Below are 12,499 nucleotides of genomic sequence, written 5' to 3'. Positions count from 1 at the left end.
CTGCGCCGCTGGTCAGCCCAGACCGTAGAGGAAATCCAGGAACTCCTTCCAGAGGTTGCCGACACCGATGCGGCCGCGCCCGCCCAGCAGGCGGAACACGGTGTAGACGACCGCAAACCCGAAGAACACCAGCGCGGCGACGATGGCGACAGCCGGCGGCAGAAAGGAGTTGATCCAGAACAGGCAACCGAGGATGGCCAGACAGTAGACGACGTAGCGGATGGCGAAGCCCGCCGTCATCGCGCACGTCCTCCAAAGCAGTCGAGCGCGGCAAGCGGCAGTGCGTTCTGCATGAAGAGCGGTCCCTGGTCCGGGCTCGGAAGATAGCGGGAATAGCGTCTTGGCGACAGCGGGCCGCGGCCGCCGCACCGATAGCGCACCGCGGCCCGCCGGTCGCACCAGGCCCAAACACTCCCCGCGCACACCCGGCCCCGGCACAATGCGCGGATGGCCTCTTCTCCTCCTTCCCACGGCGCTGCGCGCCCTGCCGCCAGCGCCGGCCCCAGCCTGCGCGAGCGCTTCGACGCGATGCGCAACCTGCCGCCGTTCCTGCGCCAGATCTGGCAGACCAGCCACTGGCTGACCCTCACCAGCATCGGCCTGCGCGTGCTGCGCGCGCTGATCCCGGTGGCCTCGCTGTACATCGGCAAGCTGATCATCGACGAGGCGATCCACCTGGTCGGGCAGTCGCCCGGCTTCACTTCGTTCGGCCAGGCGCTGGCCAGCGGGCGGCTGCAGCGGCTGCTGGAACTGCTGGCGCTGGAACTGGCGCTGGCGATCGGCTCGGACCTGCTCGGGCGGCTGGTCAGCTATGCCGACACGCTGCTGTCGGAGCTGTTCAACAACGTCACCAGCGTGCAGCTGATGGAGCATGCCGCGCAGCTGGACCTGGAGGATTTCGAGGACCCGGAACAGCAGGACAAGCTCGACCGCGCGCGGCGCCAGACCATGGGCCGGATGAACCTGATGAGCCAGCTGTTCGGCCAGGTGCAGGACGCGATCACCGTGGTCAGCTTCGCGATCGGCCTGCTGGTCTACGCGCCCTGGCTGATCCTGCTGCTGGCGCTGGCGCTGGTGCCGGCCTTCATCGGCGAGGCGCACTTCAACGCGCTGGGCTATTCGCTCAACTTCCAATGGACCGCGGAGCGGCGCCAGCTCGACTACCTGCGCCAGGTCGGCGCCAGCGTCGAGACCGCCAAGGAAGTGAAGATCTTCAACCTGCACAGCTTCCTGATCGCGCGCTACCGGGCGCTGGCCGACCGCTTCTTCCAGGCCAACCGCGCGCTGGCGCGCAAGCGCATGCTGTGGGGCACGCTGCTGGCCGCGCTGGGCACGCTGGGCTATTACGCCGCCTACGGCTACATCGCCTGGCGCACGGTGCGCGGCGATTTCAGCATCGGCGACCTCACCTTCCTGGCCGGCAGCTTCCTGCGCCTGCGCCAGCTGCTGGAAGGGCTGCTGATCGGCTTTTCGCAGGTGGCCGGGCAGGCGCTGTACCTGGACGATCTGTACTCGTTCTTCCGCATCGTGCCGGAGATCCGCACCCGGCCCGGCGCGGTGCCGGTGCCGCGGCCGATCGCGCGCGGCTTCGTGTTCGAGAACGTCGGCTTCCGCTACCCCGATGCCGAGCAGTGGGCGGTGCGCCACCTGGACTTCGAGCTGCGCGCCGGCGAGGTGCTGGCGCTGGTCGGCGAGAACGGCGCCGGCAAGACCACCCTGGTCAAGCTGCTGGCGCGGCTGTACGACCCGGACGAGGGCCGCATCCTGCTCGACGGCCGCGACCTGCGCGACTACGACCTGGACGACCTGCGCGCCAACCTGGGGGTGATCTTCCAGGACTTCGTGCGCTACCACCTCAGCGCCGGCGAGAACATCGGCGTCGGCCGGGTCGATTCGATGACCGATGCGACGCGGATCCGCGCCGCCGCGCAGCGCGCCATGGCCAGCGAGCTGATCGAGGGCCTGCCGCACGGTTACGAGCAGCTGATCGGACGCCGCTTCAAGACCGGCGTGGACCTGTCCGGCGGGCAATGGCAGAAGATCGCGATCGCGCGCGCCTACATGCGCGACGCGCAAGTGATGATCCTGGACGAGCCGACCGCGGCGCTGGACGCGCGCAGCGAATTCGAGGTGTTCCAGCGCTTCAAGGAGCTGTCCGACAACCGCACCGCGGTGCTGATCTCGCACCGCTTCTCCAGCGTGCGCATGGCCGACCGCATCCTGGTCCTGGCCGGCGGCCAGATCGAGGCCAGCGGCACCCATGCCGAGCTGATGGCGCAGGGCGGGCGCTACGCGGAACTGTTCGAACTGCAGGCCGCTGGGTATCGTTGAACCTCGCCCGCCTTTCGGATCCGCCATGTCGCCACGTCTGCTGCCCTGCCTGCTCGCCGCCGCCCTGGCGTTTCCCGCCGCCGCGGCCGACCCGGTTCCCGGACCGTCCGACTACGCCGCGGCCAAGGCCCTGGCCGACCGCGACGAGGCCGCGCTGCCTACCGCGCTGGCCGAGCGCCTGCAGGCGCTGCAGCGCGCGGCGCTGGACGAGGGCGTGGCCAGCTGCGCCACCCCGCGCCCGGACACCTCGCCGTTCGTCGTCGTGGTCCAGGTCCAGGCCGATGGCGCGATCGGCGCGAGCTGGCGCAACGGCACCACGCCGCTGGCGCTGTGCCTGGAGCGCTTCCTGCGCCAGCGCCCGTTGCAGGCCCCGCCGCAGGCGCCGCTGTACCTGTCCTACGAACTGTCGTTCGAGAAGTGACGCCCGGCGGGATGGACTGGCCCAAATGAGATTCCCTCTCATTTGGGCCGACATGGGGTAGAATGGCGGCCGCTCCTTCCCCATCACGATCAACGGCATGTCCTCTGCTTTTGGCCCCGAAACGGTGCTCGAAGTCCGTCACTGGACGGACGACTACTTCAGCTTCACCACCACCCGCAACGAAGGCTTCCGCTTCGACAACGGCCAGTTCGTGATGATCGGCCTGGAGACGGAGACGCGGCCGCTGCTGCGCGCCTATTCCATCGCCAGCGCCAACTGGGAAGAGCGGCTGGAGTTCTTCAGCATCAAGGTGCCGGACGGCCCGCTGACCTCGCGCCTGCAGCACATCCGGCCGGGCGACGCGGTGCTGGTCGGCAAGAAGCCCACCGGCACCCTGCTGATCAGCGACCTGCACCCGGGCCGGCACCTGTACCTGCTCGGCACCGGCACCGGCCTGGCGCCGTGGCTGTCGGTGATCAAGGACCCGGAGACCTACGAGCGCTTCGACAAGGTGATCCTCACCCACGGCGTGCGCTTCGAGAAGGACCTGGCCTACCGCGACTACTTCGAGAACGAACTGCCGCAGCACGAGTTCCTCGGCGAGACCATCCGCGACAAGCTGCTGTACTACCCGGCGGTGACCCGCGAGGACTTCCGCAACCGCGGCCGCCTCACCGAGCTGCTGGAAAGCGGGCGGATGCAGCAGACCCTGGGCCTGCCGCCGCTGGATCCGGAATACGACCGGGCGATGATCTGCGGCAGCCCGCAGATGCTGGCCGACCTGCGCCAGACCCTGGACGCGCGCGGCTTCGTCGCCTCCTCGCGGATCGGCACGCCGGGGCATTACGTATTCGAGCGGGCCTTCGTCGAGAAGTGACGCGTCGGTACGATGCGTGCGCCTGTCGCTGGCGACGCGTCACTGCAGGAGCGGCTTCAGCCGCGACAGGCTCTACGGATAGCAGCTGTCGCGGCTGAAGCCGCTCCTGCAGAAAAGCGCGCCGCATCGCGCGCCGCTTCCGCTCAGCCCAGCGCGCGCTCGATGTCGGCGGCCAGCGCTTCCGGCTTGTCGGTCGGCGCATAGCGCGCCAGCACCCGGCCGTCGCGGCCGACCAGGAACTTGCTGAAGTTCCACTTGATCGCGGCGATGCCGAGCAACCCGGATTTCTGCTGCTTGAGCCATTGCCACAGCGGATGCGCGGCCTCGCCGTTGACCTGCACCTTGGCGAACATCGGGAAATCGACCTCGTAGGTCAGCGCGCAGAACCGCTTGATCTCGTCCGCATCGCCGGGTTCCTGGTGGCCGAACTGGTCGCAGGGGAAGCCGAGCACCACCAGCCCGCGCTCGCGGTACTGCCGCCACAGCGCCTGCAGCCCGGCGTACTGCGGGGTGAAGCCGCACTTGGAGGCGACGTTGACGATCAGCAGCACCTTGCCCGCGTAGTCGGCCAGCGGCTGCGGACGGCCGTCGATGTCGTCGGCGCTGAAGGCGTAGGCGGTGGTCGGGATGTCCATTCAATCCTCCATGGTGGCGATGCGCGCGGGCGCGGCGAACGGCGCGATGCCCAGCGCGGTGTAGACCTCGCTCGGGTAGTACGCGGTGCCCTGCTTGACCACCAGCGCGACCTTGCGCAGGTCGGCGATGTCGCGGGTCGGGTCGCCGTCGACCAGGATCAGGTCGGCGCGCTTGCCCGGGGTGATCGAGCCGCGGCTGTCCAGCGTGCGCGAATACTTGGCGCCGTTCCAGGTCGCCACCTGCAACGCCTGCGCCGGGGTCAGCCCGGCCTGCACGTACAGCTCGATCTCGCGCTGCAGGGTGAAGCCGGGGGTGGCGTCGGTGCCGGCCACCAGCGGCACGCCGGCCTGGTACAGGCGGCCGACGAAGGCCACCATCTTCTCGTAGGAACGTTCGTACAGCGCGGCGGTGGCGTCGTCGGGAATGTCGAACTCCGCGCTGCGCAGCCCGCGCTGCACGTCCGGCGGCAGGTGCTCGGCCACGGCGGCGTAGGCCTGCGACAGCTCGCCCGGGCGCTGGCGGATGAAGTCGAAGGTGGCCACGGTCGAGTCGATCGCGATCTGCCGCCTGGCCAGGTCCTGCACGAAGGCCTGCACCGGCGCCGAGTCGAAGTCCAGGTCGGCGGTGCGCTTGGCCGGCAGGTAGAAGCGTTCCAGCGTGCGCGTATCGGTGTCGTGGGTGGCGTAGAAATTCAGCAGCACCTGGTTGATGTGCTGGATCTCGTCGTAGCCCTGCTCCACCGCCTCGTGCGCGAGCATGTGCACCGGAATGTGCCCGCTGACGCGCAGGCCCTTGGCATGCGCGTAGGCGGCGGTGTCGCGCACCAGCGCCTGCGGGAACGAGTTGTAGATCTTGATGCCGACATAGCCGTGCGCCGCATACCAGTCCACCGCCTCGTTGGCCTGCGCCTGGGTGCTGACCACGAAGCCGTTGCGCGCCGACATCGGGCTCTCGCCCTCCAGGAACCCGCAGGCGACCAGGCTCGGCATCAGCAGCTGGCCGTCGCGTTCTTCCTGCATCACCTGCTGCAGCGTGGCATTGTCGTTGCCCATGTCGCGCACGGTGGTGACGCCGGCGGCCAGGTGCAGGCCGCCGTCCCAGCGGCCGACATGGCCATGCATGTCGAACAGGCCGGGCAGCAGCACCCGCCCCTGCGCATCGACCACCTGCTGCGCCGGTGCCGGCGCGCCGCCGGTGGCGTTCACCGAGACGATCTTGCCGTCGCGCAGCAGCACGTCGGACGCGGCGCCGAGGGTGGCGTGCTCGCTGTCGAACACGCGCGCGTTGCGGATCAGCGTGGTGCCGGGCAAGGGATGCGCCAGGCGCTGCTGCAGCTCGACCAGGGCGGTGACCTCGGCCTGTTTCTGCGCCGCTTCCAGCGCAGCGGCATCCTTTTCGTAGCCGGTCTCGATCAGCTGCATCCAGCCCGGTGCGATGAACGCGAACAGGCGCGGCGCGGCGCCGGTGGTGAGCCAGGCGAAGGTGGGGGTGAAGCCGACCCCGGTCAGCGCCACCAACTGCACCTCGCGCGCGCTGTTGCCCTGGCCGACCTGCGCCTGCTGCAGCTTGCGCAGGGTCAGCGTGCCGCTGGGGATCAGCGGCAACTTGCCGTCGGCGCGGCGGCTCAGCGCGGTCACCGCCGCCGAGGCCGCGGCCGGGGTGCCGCCGAGCGGCCAGTACTGGGCGCCGCCAGGCACGCGCCGCTCGCCCTGGTCGGACGTGGACTTCCACCGCACGCGATCGCCGTCGCGGCTGAAGCGCTCGTCCACCGGCGCGCCGAAGGTGGAGCTGCCCTGCACCTGGTAGGTCTTGAAGGTGCCGTCGGCGGCCAGCGTGTACTGCTCCTTCAGTTCCGGGCCGCGGCCGTTGTCCTTGAACACGTAGTCGACCCGGGTGACGCCGTCGTCGCCGACGCTGACGCTCTGCTGCCCGGCCTGCTTGCCGCCGTCCACCAGCACCACGTAGCGCAGCGTCTGCGCCGACCACGCCGGCGCCGCCCATGCCGCGCACGCGGCCACGCACAAGCCGAAGATCGCTTTCATCGGTTCTCCCTGCGGCCGTCGGCCGTCTTCACGCAATGGCAGTGGTCTGCATCGGTCAGGCGCTATATGACGCCGCGGCGGCAGCGAAGGCAAGCGCACCTGCAGCATGCTCCCGGCCCATCGCCGGGCGCCCATGGCTTTAGTCACGGGTCGCATGCGCCGCGCTGCGGTAGCCTGCATGGTCAGACCCGATCCATGGATACCGCTTGATGACCACCCGCCTCGCCCTCGCGCTCGCCGCCACGCTCGGACTCGCCATGCCTGCCTACGCCAACGCCGCCACGCCCGCCGCCACGCAAGCGGCCACGCAGGCCAACCCGTTCTTCGCCGAAAGCCCGCTGCCGCTGCACTACCCGCAGTTCGACCGGATCAAGGACAGCGATTTCGCGCCGGCCTTCGACGCCGGCATGGCGCAGCAGCTGAAGGAAGTGGAGGCGATCGCCAACCAGAAGGCCAAGCCGAGCTTCGACAACACCATCGTGGCGATGGAGAAGAGCGGCCAGGTGCTGGATCGCGCCACCACGGTGTTCTTCAACCTGGTCGGCGCCGACACCAACGACGCGCGCAAGCAGCTGCAGGCCGAGTACTCCGCCAAGTTCGCCGCGCACCGCGACACCATCTCGCTCAACCCCAAGCTGTTCGCGCGCATCCAGGCGCTGTACGCCACCCGCGACCAGCTCGGCCTGGACGCGCAGGGCGTGCGCCTGGTCGAGAAGTACTACAGCGATTTCGTGCGCGACGGCGCCAAGCTCGGCGATGCCGACAAGACCAGGCTCAAGGCGATGAACGCCGAGCTGGCCAAGCTGGGCACCCAGTTCAGCCAGAACGTGCTGGCCGAGGTGAATGCCGCGGCGGTGGTGGTGGACGACGTCAAGCAGCTCGACGGCCTGTCCGACGAACAGATCGCCTCGGCGGCCGAAGCGGCCAAGGCGCGCAAGCTCGACGGCAAGTACGTGATCGCGCTGCTCAACACCACCGGCCAGCCGCCGCTGACCCAGCTCAAGGACCGCGCGTTGCGCGAGAGGATCTACCAGGCCTCGGTGTCGCGCGGCAGCCACGGCGGCCAGTACGACAACACCGCGCTGGTGTCGCGGATCATGAGCCTGCGCGCCGAGCGCGCCAAGCTGCTGGGCTACCCGAACCACGCCGCCTATTCGCTGGAAGACCAGACCGCCAAGACCCCCGAAGCGGTCAACGCGATGCTCGGCAAGCTGGCCCCGGCCGCGGTCGCCAACGCCAAGCGCGAGGCCGCCGACCTGCAGGTGATGATCGACAAGGAACAGAAGGCCGCCGGCAAGCCGAGCTTCAAGCTGGAGGCCTGGGACTGGGCCTACTACACCGAGAAGGTGCGCCAGGCCAAGTACGACTTCGACGAGGCCCAGCTCAAGCCCTACTTCGAACTGAAGAACGTGCTGGAGAACGGCGTGTTCTACGCCGCCAACCAGGAGTACGGGCTGACCTTCAAGCAGCGCACCGACCTGCCGACCTACCGCGGCGACCTGCTGGTCTACGACGTGTTCGACGCCGACGGCAAGCAGTTGGCGATCTTCATCGCCGACATGTACGCGCGCGAATCCAAGCGCGGCGGCGCCTGGATGAACTCCTACGTGTCGCAGTCGGCGCTGACCGGCTACAAGCCGGTGGTCGCCAACCACCTCAACATCCCCAAGCCGCCGGCCGGCCAGCCGACCCTGCTGACCTGGGACGAGGTCACCACCGCGTTCCACGAGTTCGGCCATGCGCTGCACGGCATGTTCTCCGACGTGAAGTACCCGTACTTCTCCGGCACCAGCGTGCCGCGCGACTTCGTCGAGTTCCCGTCGCAGGTCAACGAGATGTGGGCGGACGATCCGGCGATCCTCAAGCACTACGCCAAGCACTACCAGAGCGGCGCGCCGATGCCGCAGGCCTTGCTGGACAAGGTCGTGGCCGCGGCCAAGTTCAACCAGGGCTTCGCCACCACCGAATACCTGGGCGCGGCGATGCTCGACCAGCGCTGGCACCAGCTCGGCGCCGGCCAGGTGCCGCCGGCATCGGGCGTGATGGAGTTCGAGGCCAAGGCGCTGGCCGCCGACGGCATCGCCTACGCGCCGGTGCCGCCGCGCTACCGCACGCCCTACTTCAGCCACATCATGGGCGGCTACGCGGCCGGCTACTACGCCTACATCTGGTCCGAAGTGCTGGACGCCAACACCCAGCAGTGGTTCAAGCAGCACGGCGGGCTCAGCCGCGCCAACGGCGACCGCTTTCGCCAGACCCTGCTCTCGCGCGGCGGCAGCGTCGATGCGATGCAGCTGTTCCAGGACTTCGCCGGGCATGCGCCGAAGATCGAGCCGTTGCTGGAAAAGCGCGGCCTGAGCGAAGCGCCCGCCGCAGCGCCACGCTGAGGGCCGCACCGCGCCTGATCACGCCCGGCACTGCCGGGCGTTTTTTATGCGGGCAAGCGCCGTTTCCGACTGCGTCAGGCCTTGAACATGGCGACGTTGCGCTCGCCACAGACAAGCCACGGCGCCCGACATGGTCGGGCGCCGTGGCGCGATGGCCGGTGCGCTCGCGCTTGCGCCGAGGCTGGCCGTCCAGCGCATCGAACACACCCCAGCGCTGGCGCTTACTCGACCTCCCCCGAGGCGCTGGCACCCAGCGAAGCCGAACCGCCGACCGTGCCCTGGCCAGCGCCCGCCTGCGCGCCGCCGCCGGCGGAGGTGCGCGCCGCGCCCGGCGCGACGTTGGCGCTGTGCGAGGCGCTGCCGCTGGCCGCGCCGCTGGCACCGCTCGTGCCGGACAGCGACGGCAGCGCGACCGTGCCATTGCCGCCACCGGCGCTCGCTGCATCGACCGCACTCGTGCCGGCGCTGCCGGCCGCACTCCCCGTACTGGACAGGGCGGCGGCATTGTTCGCCGCGGCGGCAGCGCCGTTGGCGAGACTGCCAGCATTGCTTTGCGCGACGTCGGCGATCCCGCCGGCCTGGGCCTGCGCGGCGCTGGCCACATTGCGCGCGGTCGCCGTGCCGCTGGCGGCGGCAGTGCCGGCAAGGGTGCGTGCGTTGGCAGCCGCGCCGTCGGCGGCTTGCGTGGCGCTGCCCGCAGCCGCCGAAGCGCGGTCGGCGCCACGCTGCGCAGCCGCTCGCGCGCGCTGCGATCGCGTCTCGACGCGGTCGCGCACGCTGTCGAGCTGGGATCCGGCGCTCAAGCTGCCCGCACCCATCGCGTTGCCGCCGAGCGTGCTGCCGCCCAGTCCGCCGACCGTACCGTTCAGCGTGCCGCCCAGGTTGCCCGCACCGCCCAGCACCTGCGCACCGGCCGCCCCTGGGGCCGATGCCAACAGCGCGGCCAGCATCGCACCGGAGATCAGGGTCTTGTTGTTCATCGCGTTCTCCTCGCTATGCCACAGGCGATCTGCGGCTCTCACCAGGAACTACGCATCGCGCGGCGCGGTCCTTCCCTGCGCGCACGCGCGCAGACAGCGCGGATTCACCTGCCCGGCGCCCGCTGCAGCGCCAGGTCGGCGCCCAGCAGTCCATGGCCATACACCGGATCCACCCCGGGCGCGCCGAGATCGCGCGCCTGCGCCTGCAGCTGCGCACGCACCGCGGCCGCCGCCTGCGGATCCGGCCGCGCCAGGTGCCATGCCGCCAGCCGCGCCACCAGCGGCGCGGCGAACGAGGTGCCGCGCTGCTTCTGCCAACGCCCCTGCGGCGCGGCGGCGAACACGTCGCCGACCGCCACGAAGGCAACCTGCGCACCCCTGCCGACTTCGGGCAGCACGCGCAGGCGCGCATCCACCGCACTGACCCCGATCACGCCCGGATACGCCGCCGGATACAGCGGCGGCGCCGCCGGACCGTCATTGCCGACCGCCGCCACCAGCAGGTGTCCGCGCGCTAGCAGTGCCTGTACCGCGCGTTCCAGCAGCCGGTTCGGCGCGCCGATCAGGCTGATGTTGACCACCGGCACCTGGCGCTGCGCCATCCATGCCAGGGCCGCGACCAGCTCCACCACCGCTCCACCGCTGGGCTTGCCGCAATAGATGTCGGCCGCATACAAGGTGCGTGCGGCAGGGCCTTGCGCCACCGCGCTGCCGGCCAGCAGCGAGGCCACCGCGGTGCCATGCGCCTGCGCCTGCACCTGGCCGTCGCAGCCCCAGCGCTGCACGTCCACCCCGGCCAGCGCCGGGTGGGTCGCATCGACCCCGCTGTCGACCAGGCCCACGTCGAATCCGGCGATCGCGTCCGCCGCCGGGGCGGCAGCGGATGCCTGCGCCTCGGCTGCCGCAACATCGGCGCCGGAGCCGCTGTAGACATGGTTGTAGTCGTACTCGCCTTGCGGATCGAGCTGACGCAGGCGCTGCACCGCGCGCTGCGTCGACATGCCCTGCGGCGCGCGCAGCACCACCAGGCGCACGCCCAGCTCGCCGAAGCTGCGCCGCTGCACGATGGCGAAGCCCGCCGTCTGCGCGGCCTGCAGCGCCGTCTCGCTCGGTTCCAGCGCCACGACCTGGCTGCGCACCACGATGGCGCCATCGGCATCGCGATCCAGCCCGCGTGGATCGCGGCGCAGCAGCGCGTCCAGGCGCAAGCGGCGCAAGTTTTGCAGCCCGCCCTGCGCCTGTTGCAGCGACTGGTCGAGCCGGCCTGAGCCGCCCTGGACGGTCTGCAACGCGTCCTGCACCACGCCGCCGGCCGAGGGCACCGCCAGCTGCGCGGCCGCCGGCATCGCCACTGCCAGCAGCGCCATCCCCATCCAGCGCCTGTGTTTCGCTGCCGCCATCGTCCCCCCGCCTTCGTTCGCCGTGCCTGCCCGTGCCACACTAATCACGCCGCCGCGACGCACCGTGAACGCCGCGCCGGGGCGATGGAAGAAAACCACCCTGCCAAGCGTATCCCTGAGCATGCAACCCGATCCTGTGGCGGCCGTCGGCGACGGCATCTGCGAACTGCTGCCGCGGCTGCGGCGCTTCGCCCGTGCCATTGCCGGCCATCCCGCCGACGCCGACGATCTGCTGCAGGTGGCGATCGAACGCGCGCTGCGCCATGCCGAACAATGGCGGCCACAGACGCCGTTGCGGCACTGGCTGTTCGGCATCATCCGCAATGCCTGGATCGACGAGGTCCGCGCGCAGCGGCGGCGCCGGCAGATCTTCGTCGACGCGGCGGAAGGCGAGCAGGTCGGCGACAGCCCGCTGGAACGGCAGCAGGAGTGGATGGCGGTGCAGGCGGCGATGGCCAGGTTGCCCGACGAGCAGCGCTGGGCCATCGCCCTGGTCCTGATCGAAGGGCTGGCGTACAAGGACGCGGCTGCGCTGCTGGAGATCCCGATCGGCACCCTCACCAGCCGCCTGGCGCGCGGGCGCGAGGCGTTGCAGGCGTTACTGGAGGTCACGACATGAGCGACATCGACGCATCCACCCTGCAGGCCTATGCCGATGGCGAACTCGACGCGCTGCAGGCCGCGCGGGTCGAGGCGGCGCTGCGCGCCGATCCGCAGTTGGCGGCGGCGCTGCAGCGGCTGCAGCGATTGCAGGCGCGCCTGCGCGCAGGCTTCGCGCCGGTGCTCGACGAAGCGGTCCCGCCGCGCCTGCTGGCCGCGGCGCGGTCGCGGCCGGCGCCGCGCGCCGATCCGCCGGCGGACGCCACGGCCGAACCCGCCGTCGCGTCCTTGCCCTTGCCGGTGACATCGCGCGCCCACCGTGCCAGGCAGCGCCCGACGCGACGCTGGGGCTGGCCGGCCGCAGTCGCCGCCGCGCTGCTGCTCGGGGTGTGGATCACGCAGCGCCAGATGCCGCAGCCGGCCGCGCCGGCCGCCGCCCGCGGCAGCGCGGCCAGCGGCGAGCTCGCCCACGCATTGGACCAGCAGTTGTCCGGCGGCGCAGACACCGGCGTGCGCATCGGCCTGAGCTTCCGCGATCGCGACGGCCGCTACTGCCGGACGTTCGCGTTGCGCGCTGGCAGTGCCGGGCTGGCCTGCCAGCGCGATGGACGCTGGCAGGTGCAAATGCAGGTGCCAGCGCCTGCGCCGGACGGCGCAGCCGTCGATGCCGGCCTGCGCATGGCCGCCAGCGCGATGCCGGCCGCCGTGCTGCAGGCGGTGGATGCGCGCATCGAGGGCCAGGCCCTGGACGCGGACGGCGAGCGGCGCGCGCGCGCGCGCGGCTGGCGCTAGCGCGGTTTTTGCGGCGACCGGTTGCGGATCGGA

Annotated in this window: 11 protein-coding genes; 6 read left to right on the top strand and 5 right to left on the bottom strand. The window is 70.8% G+C overall.

Annotation, left to right across the window (positions count from 1 at the left end; translation table 11 throughout):
- Positions 1 to 12 precede the first annotated feature (12 nt).
- On the bottom strand, positions 13 to 240 hold the full coding sequence (locus tag AB3X10_RS09710) for a hypothetical protein (RefSeq protein ID WP_369981105.1): 228 nt from the start codon (positions 238 to 240) through the stop codon (positions 13 to 15).
- A 207-nt stretch (positions 241 to 447) separates the two neighbouring features.
- Between AB3X10_RS09710 and AB3X10_RS09705 the strand changes: the two genes are divergently transcribed.
- From AB3X10_RS09705 to AB3X10_RS09695, 3 genes are all read left to right on the top strand, one after another.
- Entirely contained in the window at positions 448 to 2,331 is a 1,884-nt protein-coding gene (locus AB3X10_RS09705) for an ABC transporter ATP-binding protein (protein WP_369981103.1), read from the top strand.
- 25 nt (positions 2,332 to 2,356) lie between these two features.
- On the top strand, positions 2,357 to 2,752 hold the full coding sequence (locus tag AB3X10_RS09700; RefSeq protein ID WP_369981101.1) for a hypothetical protein: 396 nt from the start codon (positions 2,357 to 2,359) through the stop codon (positions 2,750 to 2,752).
- Between the two features lie 97 nt (positions 2,753 to 2,849).
- Complete coding sequence (locus AB3X10_RS09695; protein ID WP_369981100.1) at positions 2,850 to 3,629, top strand: ferredoxin--NADP reductase; 780 nt, start codon at positions 2,850 to 2,852, stop codon at positions 3,627 to 3,629.
- Positions 3,630 to 3,772: 143 nt separating this feature from the next.
- On the opposite strand, the gene AB3X10_RS09690 is transcribed toward AB3X10_RS09695, so the two are convergent.
- On the bottom strand, positions 3,773 to 4,264 hold the full coding sequence (locus AB3X10_RS09690) for a glutathione peroxidase (RefSeq protein WP_369981098.1): 492 nt from the start codon (positions 4,262 to 4,264) through the stop codon (positions 3,773 to 3,775).
- Entirely contained in the window at positions 4,265 to 6,307 is a 2,043-nt protein-coding gene (locus tag AB3X10_RS09685; protein ID WP_369981096.1) for an amidohydrolase family protein, read from the bottom strand.
- A gap of 209 nt (positions 6,308 to 6,516) precedes the next feature.
- Between AB3X10_RS09685 and AB3X10_RS09680 the strand changes: the two genes are divergently transcribed.
- A complete protein-coding gene (locus AB3X10_RS09680; protein ID WP_369981094.1) occupies positions 6,517 to 8,694 on the top strand; it encodes a M3 family metallopeptidase in 2,178 nt (725 codons plus the stop codon).
- 221 nt (positions 8,695 to 8,915) lie between these two features.
- Here the strand turns inward: AB3X10_RS09680 and AB3X10_RS09675 are convergent, their stop codons facing one another.
- Both AB3X10_RS09675 and AB3X10_RS09670 read right to left on the bottom strand, forming a co-directional pair.
- Positions 8,916 to 9,674 carry a hypothetical protein gene (locus tag AB3X10_RS09675; protein ID WP_369981092.1) on the bottom strand — a complete coding sequence of 253 codons (759 nt, stop codon included), beginning with the start codon at positions 9,672 to 9,674 and terminating at the stop codon, positions 8,916 to 8,918.
- A 104-nt stretch (positions 9,675 to 9,778) separates the two neighbouring features.
- Complete coding sequence (locus tag AB3X10_RS09670) at positions 9,779 to 11,041, bottom strand: S8 family serine peptidase (RefSeq protein ID WP_369981090.1); 1,263 nt, start codon at positions 11,039 to 11,041, stop codon at positions 9,779 to 9,781.
- Between the two features lie 154 nt (positions 11,042 to 11,195).
- On the opposite strand from AB3X10_RS09670, the gene AB3X10_RS09665 reads away from it, so the two are divergent.
- Positions 11,196 to 11,693 (top strand): RNA polymerase sigma factor, encoded by a 498-nt coding sequence (locus tag AB3X10_RS09665; RefSeq protein WP_369981753.1) that lies wholly within the window; start codon positions 11,196 to 11,198, stop codon positions 11,691 to 11,693.
- Positions 11,690 to 12,466 carry an anti-sigma factor family protein gene (locus tag AB3X10_RS09660; protein WP_369981088.1) on the top strand — a complete coding sequence of 259 codons (777 nt, stop codon included), beginning with the start codon at positions 11,690 to 11,692 and terminating at the stop codon, positions 12,464 to 12,466. The genes AB3X10_RS09665 and AB3X10_RS09660 overlap by 4 nt, the downstream gene beginning before the upstream one ends.
- The last annotated feature ends 33 nt before the right edge of the window (positions 12,467 to 12,499 follow it).

This window comes from Xanthomonas sp. DAR 80977, from assembly GCF_041240605.1.
GTDB lineage: Bacteria > Pseudomonadota > Gammaproteobacteria > Xanthomonadales > Xanthomonadaceae > Xanthomonas_A > Xanthomonas_A bundabergensis.
Note: the sequence above shows the minus strand (reverse complement) of the source record. Positions and strands in the feature narration are given on the sequence as shown.